Origin of the sequence: Sorangium sp. So ce204, assembly GCF_051526795.1 — a bacterium.
In the GTDB taxonomy this organism is placed as follows: Bacteria; Myxococcota_A; Polyangia; order Polyangiales; family Polyangiaceae; genus Sorangium; species Sorangium cellulosum_B.
In genome coordinates this window covers 483,206-504,698 of sequence record NZ_CP150317.1, presented here as the reverse complement: position 1 = coordinate 504,698, position 21,493 = coordinate 483,206, and the positions used below count along the sequence as shown (strand labels likewise).

Below are 21,493 nucleotides of genomic sequence, written 5' to 3'. Positions count from 1 at the left end.
CGCGCTCAACGCGCGGCGCTCTTCACGAGGCCGTCGGTCCTCCCCGTCCTCTGCAGCGCGTACGCGATGCCGCTCTGGAGCGTCCCCCGCGTCACGATCTCCCTGAACTCGATCTGCAGGCCGGTGAGGGTCGTCGCGACCTCGGGGCGGATGCCGGTGAGCACGGCCTGCGCCCCGAGCATCCGGAGGGCCTTCGCCGTGGCCATCAGCGTGCTCGCGACGTCGCTGTCGACGAGCTTCACGCCGGTGATGTCGATGATCACGACCTCGGCGCCGTTCGACTCGACCCCGTGCAGGGCGGTGCTGAGCGCCTGCTGGGCCCGCGCGCTGTCCATCATCCCGATCAGCGGCATGACCATGATCCGGTCGGTGATCGGGATGATGGGGGTGGACAGCTCCGCGAGCCGGTCGTTCTGCACCCGGATGATCTCTTCCTGCAGGGACAGGCGCTCCCGCTCGCTCCGCTCTCGCCCGGCGAACTCGACCCCGAGCCGCTGCTCGGCCTCCTGGAGCGCCGCCGTGCGGTGCTCCAGGTGCTCGTAGAGCAGCGCGTTCTCCACGGCCGTCCCGGCCTGCGTCAGAAGGAGCCTGACGAGCTCCTGCCGCGCCGGCTTGAAGGTGCTCGGGGCGAGCCGGTTCTCCAGGTAGATGATCCCCTTGGTCCGGCCCTGGTGGATCATGGCCAGGCACAGGATCGACCTCGGGGCGCACGCGGCGATGTACGGGTCGCCCGCGAACCGGGATTCCTGGGTCGCGTCCGCCAGGATCACGGGCTCCTTCGTCCTCGCGACGTACTGCACGATGGAGACCGGCACGTCGGCGCTCCCCTCGAGCGGGGCGGCCAGGCCCGCCCGGAGCGAGCTCGGCTCCGCGATGACGACCGCCTCGACGAGCAGCTGCTGTTCGCGCTCGAGGATGAGGGCGCCCTTCTGCGCGCCGGAGTTCTTGATGACGATCTCCATCAGCCGGCTCACGACGCTCTCCAGGACGACCTCGCCCGCGAGCGCCTGCGCAGCCTGGATGACCGCCTCCACGTCGAGGATGCTGGTGCTGAGCCGCGTCGTCGACGTGGTCTGCGCCCTGCCGGAGCGCGATGAGGCGACAACGCTGCGCGGCCCGAGGAGCCCTCCGTCGGCGGGCACGAGGTGGGGAGCGACCCGCGCCAGGCTCTCCACCTTGGCCGTCGCCCCCCACAGGAGGTACGCGTGGTAGGCGTCCGTCATGAAGGCCCGCGCGGACCGGAGCAGCCCCTCGGCCTCGTACAGCTTCGCCGCGAGCTCGTTCGCGATCGCCTCGTCGCGCACGAACCGGCTCGCCCTCGCCGCCTCGATCGCCTTCTCGTAGAGCATCATCGCGTCCCGCGTCCTCCCCGAGAGGCGCGCCACCTCGGCCGCCACGAGGGTGCTCTTGTGGGCGTAGTTGGACGGGCTCAGCTCCGCCCAGTGGTTCAGCTTCGCCTCGAGCCTCGCGAGCGCCTCCATGTGCTCTGCGCGCGCGCCGTCCGGCGCCCCGTCGCACGACGCCGCGAGCGTCAGGCAGCCGAAGAAGACGATCTCCGTCGCCCAGGCGTGGCTCGACCACCCCACGCTCTGCTGCTCGGCCGTGGCCAGGAACGAGCGCGCGGCCGCGTAGTCCCCGTGGAGGTAGCTCAGCTGAAGCTTGAAGGCGCTGTGCCAGCTGACCACATAGGCGAGCTCCGGCCCCTCGATCGACCTCGTGAACTCGGCCTCGTCGAACGAGCCGCCGCTCAGGGAGTGCCCCCCTTCGGTTCGACCCGTGAGGTTCGCGACCACCTGCTTCGCGCAGACCAGGGCGTGGATCGTGGTCAGGTCGCCGATCCGCCGCACGAGCGCGAGGCTCTGCTCGATCTCGTCCGCGAGCCCGTCCAGATCGTCGCCGAGGTTGAGCTTCGCCGCCGCGATGTGCATGCAGCAATACGACGCGTAGACCAGGTCGCCGCTCGCCAGCCCGGCCTGGCGGGAACGCCCGAAGCAGTCGATCGTCTCCGAGAGATGCTCGAACAGGTGGAGTATCGCCGCGAAGTAGATCAGCAGCTTGCAGGTGAGACGAACGTTGTTGAACTTCTCGTTGAGCGCGATCCCGAGCTTCGCGAACTCGTATCCTTCCTCGTATCGCTGAGGGTTGTCCCGGAACAGGGGCAGATCGTTCCCTAGCATGCTGCCGAACGAGACGTACCCCAGGGCGGACATGGCCGAGTTGCCGTGCTTCATCGACAGGTTGATCTGCTTGACCACCGCGAGCAGGGCGAGGGTGGGGTCCACGGCGTTCGCCGGCGTCGCCAGCTCGCCGAGGAGGCCCAGGATCATCTGGGTCTCCGCGCCGGACGCCTGCGGCAGGTCGATGAGACTGGCTATTTCGCGCGTCTCCAGGCTCGCCCGCAGGGCGGCGAGCTCCTCGCGCAGCATCACCTCGCGCGCTTCGGCGGCCTGCGGGAGCGCGACCCCGAGCAGCCCGAGCGCCTCCAGCGCCTGGTCTATCACCCGGTTGATCTGGCCGAGCATCAGGTAGAAGGTCATGCGCAGCGCGCAGACGTTCGCGCGATCCAGCGTGGTCCTCGCCTGGGTCGAGAGGACGTCGAACAGCGGCTCGGCCGCCTCGAAGCCGCCGCTCAGGCACCTGCACTCCGCGAGCTCCGTGTGGAGCCCGAACGCGAGCTCGTACTCGCTCTTCCAGCTCTCCGCGTCGAGCAGCGATGTCCCGATCTCGAGGTAATGAACCGCGGCGTCATAGGCCGCCCCCATCTTCGCCCGCTTGCCGGCGTCGAGGTTCAGCCGCGAGAGCGCCCGCTTCTCGCGCTCGTCCGTGATCAGGGCGACTCCCCGGTTCATGTGGCCCACGATGTCGAACAGCTCGGCCTCGGACTGATCTCGCCTGCTGTCCTCCAGCATCAGCCGCCCGATCTGGAGGTGCGCCGCCTGCTTGTCCGCGTCGTCCATGAGCGCGTAGGCGGCCTGCTGCACGCGATCGTGCAGGAACCTGTAAGAGACGTTGAGCTCCTCGTCGGAGCCGTCCTCTGCGACGGCGAGCTCACCGTCCATGGCGATATCGAAGAACCTGGACTCCGCGTCCACGGGGAGGATGAACCCCTCGCGGAGCACGCCCCAGAGCTCGCGGGCCGCCTCCTGGCGCGACCGCCTCGTCACGATCGCCAGCGTCGTCAGATCGAACTGGTGGCCGACGCACGCCGCGAGGGAAAGGATACGCTGGGCGCGCTCGGGCAGCCGGCGCATCTTGCCCACCATGAGCTCGATCACGTTCTCCGAGGCCTTCGCCTCGCGGATGCGATCGAGGTCCCATGTCCACGAGAAGCCGGCGGGGTCGAACGAGAGGAGCCTCTCGGCGTGCAGGCTCTTCATGAGCTGGCTCATGAAGAACGGGTTACCCCGGGTCTTGTCGAAGATGAGCCTCGCGAAGGGCTCCGCGCGGTGAGGATCGCAGCTCAGCGTGTCGGCGACGAGCTGGTTCACGTCGGAGAAGGCGAGCGGCCTGAGCATGAGCTCGCTCACCGCCGCCGCCTTCTTGCGGAGCTCCCCGAGGACCACGGAGAACAGGTGGCTCGCGTCGACCTCGTTGTCGCGGTACGCGCCGATCATGAGCATGTAGGGGATCCGCGCCTCGGCCGCGATGTTCTGGAGGAACTTGAGCGACGCCGCGTCCGCCCACTGCAGGTCATCGAAGAAGAGGACCAGGGGGCGCTCCTTGGAGGGGAAGGCGCGGCAGAAGTTCTGGAGCGTCAGCTGGAACCGCGCCTGCGACTCGGTGGGGCCGAGCGCCGGGACGGCCGGCTGAGGGCCGATGAGGAGCTCGAGCTCCGGTATCAGGTCGATGAGGAGCTGCCCGTTCGAGCCGACCGCCGCCGAGAGCCTGCGCTTCCACTGCGCCAGCACGTCGGCAGACTCCGCCATGATGTTGCGGATGAGCTCCTGGTAGACGTGCGCGACGGCCGCGTACGGTGTCGTCCGGTTGAGCTGGTCGAACTTGCCGGTCGCGAAATACCCTCTCTCACGAACGACGCTCTTCTGGAGCTCGTTCACGAGGACCGACTTGCCGATCCCGGAGTAGCCGGAGACCAGGACGGACTCACTCCCACCCTGCCTCGTGCGGACCCACGCGTCGGAGAGGAGCGCGACCTCGGTCTCCCGGCCATAGAGCTTCTGAGGCGCCCGCAGCTCATCGACGTAGTCGTAGCGGCCGGCGGGGAACGGCTCGATCTTCCCCTTCGACGAGAGCTGCGACGAGCACTCTTCCAGGTCGACCTTGAGCCCGTGGGCGCTCTGGTACCTGTCGTCTGGGCTCTTGGCGAGGAGCTTCATCACGATGTCGGAGACGGCGCTCGGCACCGCGGGCGACACGGCCTGCGGCGCCGGCGGGGTCCGCGCGATGTGGCTGTGCACGAGGTCCATGAGGTCCGTCGTCCGGAAGGGGAGGACGCCCGTCACCATCTCGTACAGGGTGACGCCCAGGGAGTAGAGGTCCGTGCGGCGATCGATGACGACGTTCAGCCGCCCGCTCTGCTCCGGCGACATGTAGGCCAGGGTCCCCTCGAAGGACGCGAAGCGGTTTGCCTTGTGGGCTTCCTGCGACAGGCGCGTCGCGCTGCCGAAATCCGTCAGCTTCGCCTCCAGCGTCTCCGCGTTGACGAGGATGTTGTGCGGCTTGACATCCATGTGAGTGACGCCTCGTCGATGGATGGACTCCAGGGCGTCGGCGATCGAGATCGCGATACGGAGCGCGTCCTCCAGCTTCAGCTTGCTCGCGCCGATGATCTCGTTGAGCGGGCGCTCGCCCGCGTCCTCCATGATGAGCGCCAGGCCGCTGCCCACCTTCTCGATCCCATAGACCTTCACGACGCCCGGCAGCGCGAGGTCTCGGGCGATGGCGTATTCGTACTTGAGCTTCGCGATCTCGACCGGCAGCGGGCGCTCGCTCTTGAGCCGCTTGATCGCCACCGGGGAGCGGTCGCTCTCTCGAACTCCCCGGTAGACCGTCGTCGCCGAGGATTCGTGGATGACGCCCGTCAATGTGTAAGCAGCCCCACTTGCCATAAATACATTCTCGCGGGTTCGCGTCATCGCAGCAAGGGGATCCCTTACAGTCGCGACCCGAGGCCGCCGCCCAGGTGATCCACTGGGGTCGCACGTCGCAGCCCGCGGCAGGCGAGCGTCGGAGTCGCGCGCGCCGCCCGTCAGCCCCTCAGGCGCGCCGGCCCAGCAGGAACGCCGCCAGCGCCTCGGCCTTGGGGACCAGCGTGCTCACCTCGACGAGCTCGTCCTTCGTGTGGAAACCGCTCCCCCGCGGCCCCAGCCCGTCGATGGACGGGATCCCGATCTCGGCCGTCGAGCTGGCGTCGGATCCGCCGCCGAGGAGGGGCGCCTCGGCGTCGCCGAGCCCCGCCGCCCGCGCGCAGGCCGCGTACTCACGGCAGAGCGCCGCGCTCGCGTCGGTCCGCGCGAGCGGCGACCGCGCGATCTCGCCGTCGACCTGCACGGCGGTGCCGGGCACCCCGGCGGCCGCCTCGCGCGCCGCCGCGGCGAGCGCCGCCAGCATGGCCTCGCCGTCCGCGCGGCTCACGAAGCGGAGGTCGACCTGCGCTTCCGCCGCGTCGGGCACCGTGTTCCTGCCCTGCCCTCCGCTCACCTTGCCGACGTTGACGGTCACCCCCCGCCCGTAGTCGGTGAGCTGCTGCGCCCGGTCGACGAAGCGCGCGAGCGCCCAGACGGCGTTCGCGCCCTGCCGGTGCGCGTTGCCGGCGTGCGCCGCCTTGCCCGTGGCCCTCACCGTCGCGCCCCCCGTGCCCTTGCGCGCGGTGATGATCCGGTCCCCCTCGCGCCCCGCCTCGAACACGAGCGCGCACGCGGCGCCCGCGAGCTCGCGCTGCAGCAGCGGGCGCCCCTCGGGCGACCCGACCTCCTCGTCCGCCACGATCGCGAACCGCACCGGGATCGCCGGCAGCGCGCCGATCCGCTCGAGCGCCCTGAGCGCCTCGATCACCACCACGAGCCCGCCCTTCATGTCGAGCACGCCGGGCCCGCGCGCGAGCTCCCCGTCCAGGCGGAAGCCCTCGAAGACCCCCGGGGGGAACACCGTGTCGAGGTGCCCGACGAGGGCGACGTGCCCCGCCGGCGACGCCTTGGCCGCCTCGCTCTCCGCCACCCAGTGCGCCGCGTAGCGCGCGCTCGCGAACCGCCGCACGCACAGGCCGGGGATCGTCGAGAGCTCGTTGGCCAGGACCTCGCCCACGGCGTCGCCGCCGCGCGGGTTGTCCGTGAAGGAGTTGAGGTTCACCAGCCGCTCGAGGAGCGCGAGCATCGGCTCCGCGCGGCTGGACAGCGCCTGTCGGAGGGCCTGGATCACGGCGCCAGCATGCCACGGAAGCCACCGAAGGCCGAGCGCCGCCCCGCGCGAGGTCGCCGGCGCCCGCTCGCGCTGCCACGCCGCCACCACGCCGCCCGCCACCCCCCCGCGCGCCGGCGACCTCTGCCCTGGCCGCAGCAGAAGTGGTACGTGTGCCCCTCATGAAATGTCCCAGAGCAGCGCGGAGGCACCCGTGACCACGGCGACGGGTCCGCTCGTCATCAAGCTCGGCGGCGAGGTCGTGGGCGGCCCTGCCCTCGCCATCCTCTCCAGCGACCTCGCGGCGCTCACCCGCGCGGGCGCGCGCGCGATCGTCGTCCACGGCGGGGGCGCGCAGGCCACCCGGCTGCAGGAGCGCCTCGGCATCCCCGTCCGGCAGGTCGCCGGTCAGCGCGTCACCGACGCGGACACGCTCGACGTCATGAAGATGGTCGTCGCGGGCAAGCTCAACGTCGACCTCTGCGCCGCGCTCGTCGCCGCGGGCGCGAGGCCGGTGGGGCTCCACGGCGCGAGCGGGCCCGCCCTCTCGGCGGTCAAGCGGCCGCCGCAGGTCTACGCCGGCGCCGGGCCCGAGCCGGTGGACCTCGGCCTCGTCGGCGACATCACGGGCGTCGATCGCGGGCTGCTCGAGCTGCTCGGGAGCGGCGGCTACTTGCCCGTCCTCGCCTGCCTCGGGGCCGGCGCGGACGGGCAGGCGTACAACATCAACGCCGACACGGTCGCCAACCGGGTCGCCATCGAGCTCGGCGCTGCGGGGCTCTTCCTCGTCAGCGACGTGCCGGGCGTGCTGCGCGACGTCGCCGATCCCGCCTCGCGCATCCCGAGCCTCACGGTCGCCGAGGGGCGCGCCCTCATCGCGAGCGGCGCCGTCACGCGCGGGATGATCCCGAAGCTCGAGGAGTCGTTCGCCGCGCTCGCCGAAGGGGTCCGCCGCATCCACGTCCTGGGGCGGCTCAAGCCGGGCGATCTCGCGCGCGAGGCGAGCGAGCCCGGCTCGATCGGCACCGTGCTCGTCCCCTGAGCTTCTGGGCCCACCTCGCCCGAGCCGGCCCCGCGCCGTATGCTCCCCGCCTCACCGCCGTATGTTACCCGCCTCATCGATGACGGATGCCGCCCGAGCAGCGCGTGCGTTCGTCGACGCGCACCGCGAGCAGCTCGCCATCGGCGTGGGCGTGTGCCTCGCCAGCTTCGTCGCGGGCATGGCGCTCGTCACTGTCGTGCTCGTCCGGTTGCCCGCGGACTACCTGGAGAGGCAGGAGGAGGCGCCCTTCCTGGAGGGGCGTCCGGCCTGGGTGCGCATGGCGGCGCGCGTCGGAAAGAACCTGCTCGGCGTGATGGCCGTCGCGCTCGGGATCCTGCTGTCGCTGCCCGGCATCCCCGGTCCGGGCGCGCTGGTGATCCTGATCGGCGTGATGCTCCTCGACGTCCCCGGCAAGCGGCGCCTGGAGCGGCGGCTCCTCGGGGCGCCGCGGGTGCGCGCCGTCGCCGACCGCGTGCGCGCCCGCTTCGGCCGCCCTCCGCTGCGCGTTCAGGCTGACGCCCGCGGCTCCTCACCCGGCTCACCCGGCTCACCCGGCGCGCCCTGAGCGCCGCGGGCGCCCTGCGCGGGCGCCGCCGGCCTTCCCTTCGGGGCCGCGGCGCGCCGCCGGAGGTGCCACCCGAAGAGCGCCGCGGCGAGCGCGAGCGAAAGCCCCGCCGAGATCCACTCGCGCGGCGCGAGCAGGATGCAGCCGGCCACGAAGGCGCAGCTCGCGAGCGCGAGGCGCTCTTCAGCGTCAGGCGCGTCGGGCGCGTCAGGCGCGTCGGGCGCGTTGGACATGGAGCGCACGTCGCCCTCCTCGTTACCGTCCCGCGCCGCGCGCATCAAGCGCGCCGTGCGGTCGCGATCCTGCCCACAGGGCGCGACCCGGCGCGCTCGCACGTCGCGCCCCTGGTCGCCTCGTGCGGCGCCCGCGCGGTTGCGGTAGGTAGGGGATGGAAACGGCGAGCGCTCCGCTCGCGCAGCATCGATCTCGACGCCTTATGAACGCAAAAGACGATCGCGACGAGGGTGGGCCCGAGGGCGCGCTCCGGAACGAGGACCCCGGCGAGAGCCGCGAAGCAGGCCCGGAGGCCGCCGCCGCGAGGGGCTCCGGCGCGGGCGAGGGCGCGCGCGCGGACGACGGCGCAGCGCGCGCGGGCGACGGCGCAGCGCGCGCGGGCGACGGCGCAGCGCGCGCGGGCGATGGCGCAGCGCGCGCGGCGCAGCGCGACGCGGCCGCCGAGGACGACGGCGCCGCGGAAGGCGAGCACGACGAGGAAGACGGCGCGGCGCCGGAGCCGCCTCCGCGGCCGCGCGGGCCCTCGATGTGGGACATCCTCCGGGACAGCTTCTTCACGTTCGACCGGCGGACGCTCGGCTTCACGCGCATCCTGCTCGGCTTCTTCCTGATCGGCGACCTGTTCCGCCGCAGCTGGGCGTGGTCCGACATGTTCGCGGACATCGGCGTCCTGCCGAACCACGTGAACCTCTGGCGCCCGCAGGGCGGCGGGAACTTCTCGCTCGTCAACGCCTTCTCCACGCCGGGCGAGCTCTGGGTCCTCTGGGCCGTGATCTTCGCCACCTACGTCTGCCTGCTCATCGGCTGGAAGACGAAGCTCATGCAGGTGCTCTCGCTCGTGTTCGTCACGAGCATGAACGGGCGCGTCCTGCTCATCGAGAACGGCGGCTACGTCGTCCACAACCTGCTCTTGCTCTGGACGTGCTTCCTGCCGATGGGCGATCGCTTCTCCGTCGACGCGCTCCTCGCGTCGCTGAAGCGGAGCCGCGAGCGGACCGCGGACGATCTGAACGACCGCGCCACGCTCGACGACCCCCGGAAGCCGGACGCCTATGTGACCGTCCTCGGGCCCGTCCTGCTGATCCAGCTCTCGGCGATCTACTTCTTCAACGTGGTGCACAAGACCGGCCCCGCCTGGAAGAACGGGACCGCGGTCCACTTCGTTCTCTACGTCGACCGGATGGTGACGCCGATCGTGGCGGACATCCGCGACTACGCGCCGAAGTTCCTCATCCTGTTCATGACGAGGATGGTGATCTCGTTCGAGGCGGCCATCCCGGTGTGCCTGCTGTCGCCCCTCGGCCGGGTGTGGGCGCGGCGGCTCACGCTCGTGATGATGAACCTGCTCCACGTCGGGTTCGGCACGACGTTCGTGCTGGGCCCGTTCGCGTGGGCGCTCTGCGTGTTCTCCACGCTCCTCATCAGCCGCGAGGACTGGGAGATCGCCGCGCGCACGATGCGGCGCGTGCACCGGGCCCGCGTGGTGCTGTTCGATCCGCGGTCGCCGGGCGCCGTGCTCGCCTGCCGCATGCTGAAGCGGATGGACCGGTTCGGCCTGCTCACCTTCGAGGCGTCGAGCTCCGCGCCCTTCGGGCTCGCGGCGCGGCGTCCTGGCGGCGAGGCGGCCGAAGGGGCGGCGGCGCTCGCCGACATCGTCGCGGCGATCCCGCTCGGCCCCACGGTGGCGTGGGTGCTCCGCCTGCCGCTCGTGCGCGACGCGGCGACCGCGGCGATGGCGGCGGCGCACCGCCGCAGCCTGGGCCGGGCGCTCGGCGCGCGGCTCCCGGAGCGCTCCGAGATCGCGCCCCCGCCGGCGCCGCTCCGGCTGGCGGGCCGGAAGGTGCTCGCGACGTTCCGCGAGCTCGCCGTGCTCGTGATGTTCGTCGGCGCGGTCAACCAGGCGGCGGTCGAGCTCTGGGTCATCAAGAACCGCTGGAAGGTGCCTCACCCCGAGCCGACGCGTGTCCTGTCGCAGAAGCTCCGGTTCCTCCAGGGCTGGTTCATGTTCTCACCGAACCCCGTGATGGACGACGGGACGATCGTCGTCGACGCCATCACGGTCGACGGCCGCCACATCAACCCCTTCACCGGCGAGCCGCCGAACTTCGACCTCCTGCACGCGAAGAGCTTCGCGTACACCCAGATCTGGTGCGACTACTTCGCCCGCATCAAGCTGCCGGCGAACACCGCGTACCGGGACGCGATGAAGGAGTACATCTACCGCTACCCCGAGCGCACGGGCCGGCCCGAGGACGCGATCGTCTCCGGGGAGGTGTACTGGGTGAAGGACTGGAACCCCAAGTGGGGCAGCACGGAGAGCTACGGGGAGGAGCGCGAGAAGCTCTTCCTCTTCCAGAACCCGAAGGCCCAGGCGCGCGCGCAGGCGGAGCCGCCGAGCCTTGCCAACTAGGGCGCGGGGAACGCGGGGAACGCGGGGAACGCGGGGAACCAGGGGAAGCACGGCAAGCAGGGGGACCTGGTGGGGCGCCCAGGGTCCCCCCAACGACAGACAGGCGGCGGAGAGAAAACCGCGATCGATGCTTGACAGGAGCGTCCCGGCGAGTAGAGTCCGCGCTCTCGAAAGCGAGGGCCTGTAGCTCAGTTGGGAGAGCGCTAGAATCGCACTCTAGAGGTCGCAGGTTCGATCCCTGTCAGGTCCACCCTCGAAGCAGCTCAATCCTCTTTCTTAGCCGTTCTTCTTAATTCCACGCCATCGCCACGCTCTCGAAAGCGTGCGACCGCACCAGAAGCGGTCCGCCGAGAGCGTGCGCGCTCGCGCAGAAGCGTGGCCAGCGCCTGGATCGGGTGCGAGGTGACCGCGATGCGGCGTTCCCGTCAGTACGGGGGCCGCTCGCAGCGCGCTGCGCTGAGCACCCGCCGCAGGACGCTCGTCGACGTCGCCGTGTGCCCCGCAGCGCTTCCCGCGCGGCTGCGCCTGGCGCTCACCCCGCCGCGTGCGTCAGGCCGATCCGTGGGGGATGGGGTGAAGCGCCCCCCGGGACCGCGCGCGGCGCGAGTCCGAGGAGCACATCGGTGCGGGGAAACCGCGCAGCCGATGTGCTCACGCTGCCCGCGCAGCCGATGTGCTCACGCTGCCGGCGTCTCCGCGCCGCCTCTCGCGAGGCGCGCCGAGACGGCGCGGAGGCTCGGATCGATCACTCGTCGATCGGCTCGAAATCGGCCTTGGTCGCGCCGCACTCCGGGCACATCCAGGAGTCGGGCAGGTCCTCGAACGAGGTCCCGGGCGCGATGCCGGTGTCGGGGTCACCGACCCCCGGGTCATAGACGAATCCGCACACCAGACACCGATACTTCTTCATCCGTGGTCCTCCTCAGGGGCTCGACGAGCGGCGCAAGACGCTACCACGAGGGCGGACACGACCGCAGATGAACCGTCTGGTCCGCAGCTCTCGCCGCGGCGCCCAGGTCCTGCGCCTCGGCGCGCCGCCGCGGCGACCGTGGCCGCCAGGACGCGCGCCTCAGGGCGGCGCCGGAGCGTCGCGCACCGCGAGCTGCTTCTTCCGCAGCACGCGCGCGATCGGCCAGTAGGCGAGCCGGAGCAGCCACCGCGGGCAGAGGACGCCGAGGTGGATGACGAGCCACGCCACCGCCCCGGGCACCACGAGCGCGCGGCCGCGGTCCACCGCGCGGACCAGCGCGCGCGCGCAGCGCTCCGGGGAGATCGACAGGAGCGCGGGAGGCTCGAGGCCCGTGAAGTTGCCGGCCACCTCGTTGAACTCGGTCCGCACGGGCCCCGGACAGACCTGCGTCACCCGCACGCCGGAGCCGGCGAGGTCGAGGCGGAGCGCTTCGGTAAAGCTCGTGACGAAGTGCTTCGTGCCGACGTACGACGCCATCCCGGGCCCGAACGTCAGCCCGAAGCCGGAGCTCACGTTCGCGATCGCGCCGCGCCCGCGCGACACCATCGGGCCGACGAGCCGGTGCGTGAGGTACGCGAGGCTCGTCACGTTCAGCGCGATCATCTGCTCGGTGCGCGACCACGCGGAGAGATCGAACACGCCGATGTCGCCGAAGCCGGCGTTGTTGACGAGGACGTCGACCCCCCCGACCTCGGCCTCGACGGAGAGCAGCATCGCGTCGACCGCCGCCCGATCGGTGACATCGCAGCCGAAGGCGAGCACGGCGAGCGCCGGGCGCGCCGCGGCGAGCTCGGCCCGCAGCGCCTCCAGGCGATCCTTGCGGCGCGCGACCAGCACGAGCGCCCGGGCGCGCCGGGCGATCTCGTGCGCCAGCGCGCGGCCGATGCCCGACGACGCGCCGGTGATGAGCACGACCCCGCTGTCGATCGGCGATTGCACGGCCGAAAGGGTTGCCCGGCGCCCCCCGGGCGCGCAAGGGCCCCTCGCCGGTCGGCCTCGCATCGTCCCCGCTCCCGCCTCCCGCGCTTCCGCCCTCCGGCGTTTCCGCGCTCCCACGCTTCCGCCCTCCGGCGTTTCCGCGCTCCCACGCTTCCGCCCTCCGGCGTTTCCGCGCTCCCACGCTTCCGCTCTACCGCAGCTCGCCCGCTACACCCCGCAGGCCGCGCGAGCGCGCCGCGCGCCACCTCGGAGAAATCGGGCGAAACGGAGAAGCGCACCTCGGAGGAGATAGGCGCGCAGGAGGCACCTCGACATCCATTGCGCTACCTTCGAGACCGCGAGTCGCAACCGGCCGGTAACACCCATCACCCCCGGGGCGCCCCCCGCGACCGCCGCCAGCACCGCGCCTTGGCCGGCGAGCGAGCCGGCGGCGCGGCCGCGCCGCGCGTTGACGTCCACGGCGGCTCTCTCATACCGTGGACGGCGTCCTCACGAGCCAGGAGACCTCATGCGTTGGCCCTCATCTCTCATCAGTGTGCTCTTCATCGCCGCCGGGCTGGGCGCCTGCGAACGATCCGCGGACTACGAGCACAAGGCCCCCCCGGCCTCGAACACGGCGAAGCCCGGCGCGACCGCCGCGGCGACAAGCGACGTGAAGCCGCTCGTCTTCGATCCGAAGGACGTCAAGTCCTTCCAGGTCCTGCCCGCAAAATTCGAGACGGACAAGAACACGATCACCGATGACAAGGTGACCCTGGGAAGGATGCTGTGGTACGAGACGCGCCTCTCGAAGAACCACGATATCTCCTGCAACTCGTGTCATGGCCTCTCGACCTACGGCGTCGACAACAAGCAGTTCTCCTCCGGGCACAAGGGCCAGCTCGGCGGCCGCAACTCGCCCTCTGCGTACAACGCGGGCCCCCACATCGCCCAGTTCTGGGACGGCCGGGCGGCCACGCTCGAGGACCAGGCCAAAGGGCCTATCCTGAACCCCGTCGAGATGGCCATGCCGGACGAGAAGCGGGTCATCACGACGCTCAAGTCGATCCCCGACTACGTGAAGCTCTTCAAGGCGGCCTTCCCCGACGACAAGGAGCCGATCACCTACGACAACATGGCCAAGGCGATCGGCGCGTTCGAGCGCGGCCTTGTCACGCCGTCGCGCTTCGACAAGTTCCTGGGCGGCGACGACAAGGCCCTTACCGCCGAGGAGAAGGCCGGGTTCCACAAGTTCATCTCCCTCGGGTGCCCGACCTGCCACACAGGCGTCGCCGTCGGCGGCTCGACGTTCCAGAAGCTCGGCCTCGTGAAGGAGTTCCCCGGCCTCAAGGACAACGGGCGCTTCGACCACACGAAGGACGAGAAGGACAAGTTCTTCTTCCGCGTCCCGAGCCTCAGGAACGTCGAGAAGACCTTCCCGTACTTCCACGACGGCTCGATCGCGACGCTCGACGAGACGGTGACCAAGATGGCGTGGCACCAGCTCGGCGTGGAGGCCAAGCCCGAAGAGGTGAAGGCGATCGTCGCGTTCCTCAAGGCGCTCACCGGCGATCTCCCGACCGACTACATCAAGCAGCCCGAGCTGCCCAAGAGCGGGCCGACCACGCCCAAGGCCGACCCGACGTGAGCGGATCACGCGGATCACGCTGATTACGCTGATCACCAGATTGCGCCGGGAGGGCGGATCGGCTCTGATCCGCCCTCTCGGATGAGCACGAGCTCCAGCGACGACGGGCGATCCGCGCCCGCTCCAGAGGACGGAGCGGGCGCGTCCGCGGAAGGGGCCCGCGACGCGAGCGAGGGGCGCACCGCGAGGGCGCTCGTCTTCGTGCGCGAGCGCTTCGACGGCGCGTGCCTCGCCTTCCCCGTCGCGGCGCCGGGCGTCGCGAGCTTCGGCCGCGACGAGGACGTCCTCGTCGAGCAACAGCTCTTCCTGCGCGAGCACGCCGCGCGCGCCCGGCCCGAGGCGGTCTCCCGGCTCTCGTTCCCGCGAGGGACAGGGCTCCTCTCCGTGAGCGTCCCCGTCCCGCGCGACGACTTGCCGCGCAAGCTGCGGAACGAGGTGCCGGTGAGCTTCCCCTGCGTCGTCGTGCCGGCCGGCGAGCTGGACGCGCGCGGGCAGACGGAGGCGCCGGCGGAGCGAGGGGATCGCGACGCGTGGGTGCTCGTGCCGAGCCTCGGGCACGCGTTCTACGTGGAGGCGGGGGAGCCGATCGAGGCGGCGATCCGGCACGAGGTGCGCCGGCTGCTCGCGTCGCAGGTCCTGTCGACGTGGGAGCACCTGGGGCTCCTGCCCGGGAGCGCGCACCGCCTGGAGGTGCTCCACGCGCCGCTGCCCGAGCCCGAGCGCGCGGGCGGGCACGGGCCGCGCGGCGCCTCGATCGTGGAGCGCGCGCGGCGGAAGAAGGCCGTGGAGACGCTCGTCGCGGTGGCGACGCCGCTCCACGTGGCGGCGCAGCGGAGCCCGCTCGCGACGCCGCCGCTCGCCTGCCGCGACGCGGAGCTCGCGCGCCTCGCGGCGCTGCTCGACGGCGAGGAGCGCCTCGGCGTGCTGCTCGTGGGCCCGGAGCACGCCGGGAAGACCGCGCTCGCGCTTTCGTATGTCGCCCGCCAGACGCGGCTCGTCTACGCGACGTCGGGCGCGCAGCTCATCGCGGGCATGAGCGGGCTCGGGCAGTGGCAGGAGCGCATCCACGGCGTGATGGAGGCCGCCGCCGCGCTCGACGCGGTGCTCTACTTCGAGAACCTCGACGACCTCCTGGCCGAGCGCGTCGACGGGGGGCACGTGGACCTGGCCGGCGCGATGCGGCCCTACCTCGACGAGGGGCGGGTGCGCGTCCTGTGCGAGCTCCGGGACGACCGGCTCGACGCGCTCGAGGGGCGGCACTGGGCGTTCTTCGCGGGCCTGAGCCGCGTCCGGATCGATCCGCTCTCGGCCGCCGATACGCGGAAGGCGCTCGCCGCGCGCGCCGAGCGCGACGGCCGCGTCGAGCCGCACCGCCCCGCTGTCGCGGGCGACGCGCTGACGGCGCTCGTCGATCTCGCGGAGCGCTACCTGCCGTACAGCGCCTTCCCGGGCAAGGCGGTCCGCCTCTACGAGGACCTGCGCGCCGTGCACGAGCGGGAGCGGACCGCGCAGGGGGAGCCGGTCACGCTCGGGCGGAGCGATCTCTACGAGCTGTTCTCGATGCGCACGGGGATGCCGGCGTTCCTGCTGCGCGACGATCTCCCGCTCCGCGTCGACCGCGTGGCGCGCGACCTCGGCGCGAGCGTGGTCGGGCAGGAGCGCGCGGTGCGCGCGCTCGCCGAGACGATCGCCGTGGTGAAGGCGGGGCTCTCGCCGCCGGACAAGCCGCTCGCGGCGTTCCTCTTCGTGGGGCCGACGGGCGTCGGCAAGACCGAGCTCGCCCGCGCGCTCGCCGGGCTGCTCTTCGGCTCGCCCGATCGGCTCTCGCGGTTCGACATGAGCGAGTTCTCGAGCGAGGGCGCGGCCGATCGCCTGATCCGCGGGACCGACGGCGCGGGCGGGCTGCTCACGCAGCGCGTGCGCGAGCAGCCGTTCTGCGTGCTCCTGCTCGACGAGATCGAGAAGGCCCACCGGGCCGTGTTCGATCTCCTGCTGCAGGTGCTCGGCGAGGGGCGCCTGTCCGACGCGCGCGGCAGGACGGCGTACTTCCACAACGCGATCGTGATCATGACGTCGAACCTCGGCGCGGCGGAGCGGCGCGCGCGGGCGGGGTTCGCCGGCGAGCGAGGCGCCGAGGCCCCGGAGGAGCAGGCCGCGCTGGACGAGGCGCACTACCAGCGCGTCGTCGCGGGCGCGTTCCGGCAGGAGTTCGTGAACCGCATCGATCGCGTGGTGCCGTTCCGGGCGCTGACCCGGGCGGAGCTCGCCGAGGTCGCGCGCCTCACGGCGCAGCGCCTCGCCCAGCGCCGCGGGCTGTCCGAGGCGGGCGTCGCGCTCGAGGTGTCGGAGCGCGCGCTCGCGCGGCTCGCCGAGGACGGCCACGCGCCGGCGTACGGGGCGCGGGCGCTGCGGCGCCACGTCGAGGAGCACCTCGCGGCGCCGCTCGCGCGGCTGCTCGCGAAGCTCGGGGGCGACGCGCGGGATCTCACGGTGTGGGTGACCGAGGCGGGCGAGCCGGAAGCGGCGGCGCCCGCCGACGGCGCCGTCGTCGCCCGCGCCGAGACGCCAGCGCTCCGCCTCGCGGCGCGGCGGCGGCGCGCGGCGAAGGCCGCGCAGCAGGCGTTCGGCGTCGAACAGGTCGGCGAGCTCCGGCGCGAGGTGGACCGGTGGATGGGCCTCGGGCCGCTCGAGCAGCTCAGGGAGCAGCTCGACTTCCTGCTGACGCAGCTGAGCCTCGCGAGCGGGCCGTCGCGCGATCGGCGCAAGGAGATCGACGCCGCGGCGCTGCAGGCCGAGCACCACCGGCTGAGCGAGCTCTGGGGGCAGCTCGAGCGCGCGCAGGAGGAGATGCACGGCGTCGAGGAGCTCGCCCTGATGGCGCTGCTCGAGGGCGAGGAGGTGCGCGGGCTCGCGGGCGAGGCGCGCGCGGCGTGGGAGGGCGTGCGCAAGGTGCTGCCCCGCGCGCTCGTCGCGACCGAGTCGCGGCGCGACGCGATCACGCTGATCCTGGAGGAGCTCGACGCGGGGGCGTTCGAGCGGTGGCTCGCGCCGCTCCTCAAGGAGCTCCCGCGGCGCGGGTGGGGCGCGACGCTGCACATCGACGGCGACCGGGCCGGGCCCGGCGACGGCGCGTGGCCCGCGAGCCGGCGGTGGGGCCCGCCGCGCGCTCCGGGCGACGTGCTGGACGCGCTCGACGAGCCGAAGCGCGGGTTCCGGAGCGTGCTCCTCCGCTGCACCGGCGCGTACGCCGGGGCGTTCCTCTCGCTGGAGCGGGGGCTCCACCGGGTGGTCGCGCGCAAGCGGGACGCGGGCGAGGCGCCTGGCGATGATCGGCTGCACGTGTTCGTGCACTTCGTCGCGCACGCGGCCGACATCGCCGAGGACCAGTGGGAGCACAGGTCGCTCGCCCCGCCGCCCGCGGGCTCGGCCGCGGCGCGGCGGCGCGGGGCGGCCGCGCGCGAGCTCGACGAGGTCGAGGGCGCGGCGCTGATCGCGGGGCGCAGGGCGCGGCTCGCGATGGATCCGGCGTGGTACTGGGAGCGGCTCGACGAGGTCGCGCTGACGCACCTGCTCCTGTTCGAGGACGAGGGGAGCGGGCTGGATCGGAGCGAGTACTTCAGCGCGGGCGGGGACGGCCCGGCGCTGGATGATTTGCCCGACGCCTGACCTGGCAGAGCCACTACCCTGAGGCCGTGCACTTCACGATCCCGCTCTTCGAACGGCGGACAACGAACGTCGAGTGCGTGACGCTCGGCCTCGGCCCGAGCACGCGCTCGCGGGAGGGGCGGCACGCGGAGCGCGTCCGGCGCCTGCTCACCGAGGAGCTCAGGCCCGTCTTCGAGAAGGCGCGCGCGGCCGAGCTCGCGCGCCTCGAGTTCCCCCGCGGCATCCGGCTCGAGAAGGTGCGCCTCGAGCTCACGCTCTCCGGCGCCGCCGAGCGGCGCAAGGTGAGCGGGCTCTGCCCCGTCGTGCTCGAGCCGCGCTGGGCCTCGGAGCACGAGCGCGTCGTCTTCGCCTACCACCCCGTCCGCCAGGGCGAGGCCGCGCCGATCCGCGAGGACCTCCCGCTGGACGAGCAGCTCCGCGCGCTGTTCCAGGTCGCGTGGGCCGCGCTCGACGACGACGAGATCGCGCGGCTCTGGAGCCGGGGCAAGGAGCGCATCACGGCGCTGTCGTTCTCGTGCGCCCCGCGCTCGGCGCTCGCGGACCTGCCGGAGCGCCCGGGCGACGACGACACCGGCGCCGATCCGGCGTTCCGCTGGAAGAAGCGCCGGGGCCTCAAGGTCCTGCCGAGCCTCGGCGTGAGCCTCACGCAGCGCGCGGCCCAGGGCAACCTCGACGCAGGCGTACCGCGATCGCCGCAGCGCGAGCAGCTCGCCTTGCTGCTCGGCGCGGGCAGGGCGCAGCCCGTCGTCGTCGTCGGCCCGCCGGGGTGCGGCAAGACGACCTTGATCCACCGGGCGGTGCTCGATCTCCTCGCGGCCGACGGGTACGGCGCGCACAAGAACCTCGACCGCGTCCGCGACGTTTTCGCCGTGAGCGGCCGCAGGCTCATCGCCGGGATGAGCCACCTCGGCGACTGGGAGAAGCGGTGCGTCGAGCTCGTCGAGGACGCGCGCAGCCGCGGCGCGATCCTCGTCATCGACGACCTCCACCACTTCGGCCGGATCGGCAGGTCGCGCGAGAGCGAGCGCTCGCTCGCCGACTTCTTCCGCGGCCCGCTCTCCCGCCGCGAGATCGTGATGGTCGGCGAGTGTTCCCCCGAGGCGTTCCGCCTCCTCGAGCAGGAGTCCCCGTCGTTCGCGGCCCTGTTCACGCCCCTCTTCCTCCCCGAGGCGACGCCCTCCGAGACGTTCCGCCTCATGGTGCGGGAGGTCCGCGCGCTCGAGCAACGCCACGCCGCCCGCGTGAGCCCGTACGTGCTGCGGACGATCCTCGACCTCGGCGGCTCGCTCCTCTCGTCGCAGGCGCTGCCGGGCAAGGCCATCGACCTCTTGCGCGAGGTCGTCCGCGCGGGCGCGACGCCCTCGCCCTCCGGGGAGCCGGGGCCGGCGCGCGGCCACGCGCCGCGGCCGATCGGCTCGCAGGACGTGCTGCGGCTCCTGTCGCAGAAGACAGGCGTACCGCGGCTCCTCCTCGGTGGCGACGAGCCGCTCGACGCCGGCGCGCTGGAGGAGGAGCTCGGCCGGCGGGTGATCGGCCAGCCGGAGGCCGTGCGCGCGGCGGCGGACCTCGTTGCGCGCATCAAGGCGGGCCTCGTGGATCCGCGGCGCCCGTACGGCGTGTACCTCTTCACCGGGCCGACGGGGACCGGCAAGACCGAGCTCGCCAGGTGCATGGCGGAGCTCATCTACGGCAGCGCGTCGCGCCTGCTCCGCTTCGACATGAGCGAGCAGAGCGGCCCGGACGCGCCGGCGCGGCTCGTCGGCGATCGCTACGCGCCCGACGGGCTCCTGACGCAGCGGGTGCGGGAGCAGCCGTTCTCGCTGGTGCTGCTCGACGAGATCGAGAAGGCGCACCCGTCGGTGCACGGCCTCTTGCTCCAGCTCTTCGAGGACGGGCGGCTCACGGACGCCGCGGCGAGGCCCGCGCACTTCCACCACGCGGTCGTGGTGATGACGTCCAACCTGGGCGCGCGGTCGCGGGCGCTGGTCGGCTTCGGCGGCGCGGGGCTCTCGGAGGCGCGGGCGCTCGCGATCGCGGAGGAGTCGGCCCAGGAGGTCGCGCGGGCGGTGCGCGATTTCTTCCCGCCGGAGCTGTTCAACCGGATCGATCGCGTCGTGCCGTTCCGGCCGCTGACGCCCGAGGTGGCGGTGCGGGTGGCCGAGAAGGAGCTCGATCGGCTGCTCGGCCGGCGCGGCCTCGCCGAGCGGAGCGTCTTCGTGCGCCGGGGCGCCGGCGTGGCCGAGCGGATCGCGCGCGAGGCGTTCGTGGCCGAGGACGGCGCCCGCTCGGTGAAGCGGTTCATCGAGGACGAGATCGGATCGCTGCTGAGCGACGCGCTCACCCGCGGCGCGCCCGCCGCGATGCAGGTGATCCGCATCTTCACGACCGCGCGCGGCGACGGCGCCGCCGCGGCGGGCGACGGCGCCGCGCCCCGCGGGTCGCCCGCGTCACCCGGGTCACTCGCGTCACCCGCGTTTGCGCTGCACCGCGAGGCGCTCGCGGAGGCCGAGCCCGCGGCCGCGGCGTGGGCCCTCGCGCCGCTCATGGCGAGGCCGCTCGGCGCGCTCACGGCGGAGCTCTCGCCGCTGCTCGAGTTCGTCGACGCGCTCGATCGGAGCGACGGCCTCGCGCGCCTCTCCGAGCGGATCCGCTACCACCTCGCGGAGCACGGCCGGACCGCCGCCGAGGGGCCCGAGGCGCACGGGCACGCGGAGGCGGTCTACAACCTCGACGCCATGCGCGGCGCGATCCAGGCGTTCCGCGAGCGGATCGACCTCGTCCGGCGGCGGAGCGGCGACGACGACGAGCAGCAGCACCTCGACCTGGAGGTGCGGCGGTTCGGCTACGTGACGGTCGAGGACGAGTGGAGCCGCTCCCGGGTGCGCCTGTTCCACCGGCGCCAGCTGCCGGGCCCGCTGCGCCGGCCGGCGAAGCAGGAGGTCCTGGAGTGCATCGCGGAGGGCCACGCGCTCCGGCGCGCGCTCCGCAAGGTGGACGAGCCGGGCCAGCACGCGGTCCTCATCGAGCTGCTCCGCGCGGCGCGCTTCGACGAGCGGCCGGCCGGCGGGCGCGACGAGCCCGAGGAGGGGCTCTTCGAGGCGCTCGCGCGCGCCTACGGCGAGGCAGGGGGCGAGGTGGAGGGGTGGGCGTGCGCGCCCCTCGGCAGCGCGTCCGACGGTGACGGGCGCGCCCGCGTTGTCGAGCAGGGCCGCGGGGCGGCGGGGCTCGAGGCGATGCTCGCCGCCCCCGGGCGCGGGGCGGAGCTCCTCGTCCTGAGCGTCGTGGGCCTGTGCGTGATGGACTTCTTCGAGCTCGAGACGGGCGCCCACGTCTGGACGTCGCTCTCGCGCGGCCCCGAGGTGGTGCGGGTGCGCGTCCTGCCGGCCCGGCCGGGCCTCTCGCCGGCGGGCGCGGTCCGGGAGCACCTCGAGCGGCAGGCGGCGTTCGACGAGGCGGCGCGGCTCGGGCGCGCGCTCCCGCAGAACCCGGCCGAGCTCCTTCCGGTGGTGCGGCGGGTCCGGTTCGACCCGCCGCGCCGCCCGGGCGCGACCGCGCCGATCGAGATCGAGGACTACGTGATGGGATATGCCGAGTCGTCGCTGGTGCGGAGCCTGTCGCAGGCGCTGGCCCCGCTGTGGCTGCTCCGGATGAGCCGGGAGGACGTGGCGTGAGCCGGCGCCCCGGGC

At 72.8% G+C, this 21,493-nt stretch carries 11 protein-coding genes and 1 tRNA gene; 7 read left to right on the top strand and 5 right to left on the bottom strand.

The features are described 5' to 3' along the window. Positions 1–5: 5 nt before the first annotated feature. Complete coding sequence (locus WMF22_RS01885) at positions 6–5,066, bottom strand: protein kinase domain-containing protein (RefSeq protein WP_437297430.1); 5,061 nt, start codon at positions 5,064–5,066, stop codon at positions 6–8. 148 nt (positions 5,067–5,214) lie between these two features. Next, positions 5,215–6,375, bottom strand: coding sequence for a M20 family metallopeptidase (locus WMF22_RS01880; RefSeq protein WP_437297429.1), 1,161 nt, complete (start codon positions 6,373–6,375; stop codon positions 5,215–5,217). A gap of 166 nt (positions 6,376–6,541) precedes the next feature. On the opposite strand from WMF22_RS01880, the gene argB reads away from it, so the two are divergent. Then, on the top strand, positions 6,542–7,396 hold the full coding sequence (gene argB, locus WMF22_RS01875) for an acetylglutamate kinase (RefSeq protein WP_437297428.1): 855 nt from the start codon (positions 6,542–6,544) through the stop codon (positions 7,394–7,396). A 79-nt stretch (positions 7,397–7,475) separates the two neighbouring features. Continuing rightward, positions 7,476–7,961 carry a hypothetical protein gene (locus WMF22_RS01870; protein ID WP_438034651.1) on the top strand — a complete coding sequence of 162 codons (486 nt, stop codon included), beginning with the start codon at positions 7,476–7,478 and terminating at the stop codon, positions 7,959–7,961. Here WMF22_RS01870 and WMF22_RS01865 read toward each other — a convergent pair. Then, on the bottom strand, positions 7,904–8,203 hold the full coding sequence (locus WMF22_RS01865) for a hypothetical protein (RefSeq protein WP_438034650.1): 300 nt from the start codon (positions 8,201–8,203) through the stop codon (positions 7,904–7,906). The genes WMF22_RS01870 and WMF22_RS01865 overlap by 58 nt on opposite strands. Before the next feature lie 194 nt (positions 8,204–8,397). Here WMF22_RS01865 and WMF22_RS01860 point away from each other — a divergent pair, with 194 nt between their 5' ends. Further along, the gene (locus WMF22_RS01860; RefSeq protein WP_438034649.1) at positions 8,398–10,605 is read left to right on the top strand and encodes a hypothetical protein; all 2,208 of its coding nucleotides are present in this window, start codon (positions 8,398–8,400) and stop codon (positions 10,603–10,605) included. A gap of 177 nt (positions 10,606–10,782) precedes the next feature. Continuing rightward, positions 10,783–10,855: transfer RNA gene (locus tag WMF22_RS01855), tRNA-Ala, on the top strand. 495 nt (positions 10,856–11,350) lie between these two features. Here WMF22_RS01855 and rd read toward each other — a convergent pair. Next, positions 11,351–11,515: a rubredoxin gene (gene rd / locus WMF22_RS01850; protein WP_012232973.1), complete on the bottom strand. Its 165-nt coding sequence runs from the start codon at positions 11,513–11,515 to the stop codon at positions 11,351–11,353. A 159-nt stretch (positions 11,516–11,674) separates the two neighbouring features. Continuing rightward, a complete protein-coding gene (locus WMF22_RS01845; RefSeq protein ID WP_437297424.1) occupies positions 11,675–12,514 on the bottom strand; it encodes an SDR family NAD(P)-dependent oxidoreductase in 840 nt (279 codons plus the stop codon). Positions 12,515–13,022: 508 nt separating this feature from the next. Between WMF22_RS01845 and WMF22_RS01840 the strand changes: the two genes are divergently transcribed. The 3 genes from WMF22_RS01840 to WMF22_RS01830 all read left to right on the top strand — a co-directional run bounded on the left by WMF22_RS01840 (position 13,023) and on the right by WMF22_RS01830 (position 21,478). Continuing rightward, a complete protein-coding gene (locus WMF22_RS01840) occupies positions 13,023–14,141 on the top strand; it encodes a cytochrome-c peroxidase (RefSeq protein WP_437297423.1) in 1,119 nt (372 codons plus the stop codon). An 81-nt stretch (positions 14,142–14,222) separates the two neighbouring features. Continuing rightward, positions 14,223–17,807, top strand: coding sequence for an AAA family ATPase (locus WMF22_RS01835; RefSeq protein ID WP_437297422.1), 3,585 nt, complete (start codon positions 14,223–14,225; stop codon positions 17,805–17,807). 26 nt (positions 17,808–17,833) lie between these two features. After that, a complete protein-coding gene (locus WMF22_RS01830) occupies positions 17,834–21,478 on the top strand; it encodes an AAA family ATPase (RefSeq protein WP_438034648.1) in 3,645 nt (1,214 codons plus the stop codon). Positions 21,479–21,493: the final 15 nt, after the last annotated feature.

Bases quoted from the DNA above. Each gene is read 5' to 3' on its own strand.
- WMF22_RS01860 (WP_438034649.1), top strand. From the start codon at position 8,398: ATGAACGCAAAAGACGATCGCGACGAGGGTGGGCCCGAGGGCGCGCTC.
- WMF22_RS01840 (WP_437297423.1), top strand. From the start codon at position 13,023: ATGCGTTGGCCCTCATCTCTCATCAGTGTGCTCTTCATCGCCGCCGGG.
- WMF22_RS01835 (WP_437297422.1), top strand. From the start codon at position 14,223: ATGAGCACGAGCTCCAGCGACGACGGGCGATCCGCGCCCGCTCCAGAG.
- WMF22_RS01870 (WP_438034651.1), top strand. From the start codon at position 7,476: ATGACGGATGCCGCCCGAGCAGCGCGTGCGTTCGTCGACGCGCACCGC.
- argB (WP_437297428.1), top strand. From the start codon at position 6,542: ATGTCCCAGAGCAGCGCGGAGGCACCCGTGACCACGGCGACGGGTCCG.
- WMF22_RS01885 (WP_437297430.1), bottom strand. From the start codon at position 5,066: ATGGCAAGTGGGGCTGCTTACACATTGACGGGCGTCATCCACGAATCC.
- rd (WP_012232973.1), bottom strand. From the start codon at position 11,515: ATGAAGAAGTATCGGTGTCTGGTGTGCGGATTCGTCTATGACCCGGGG.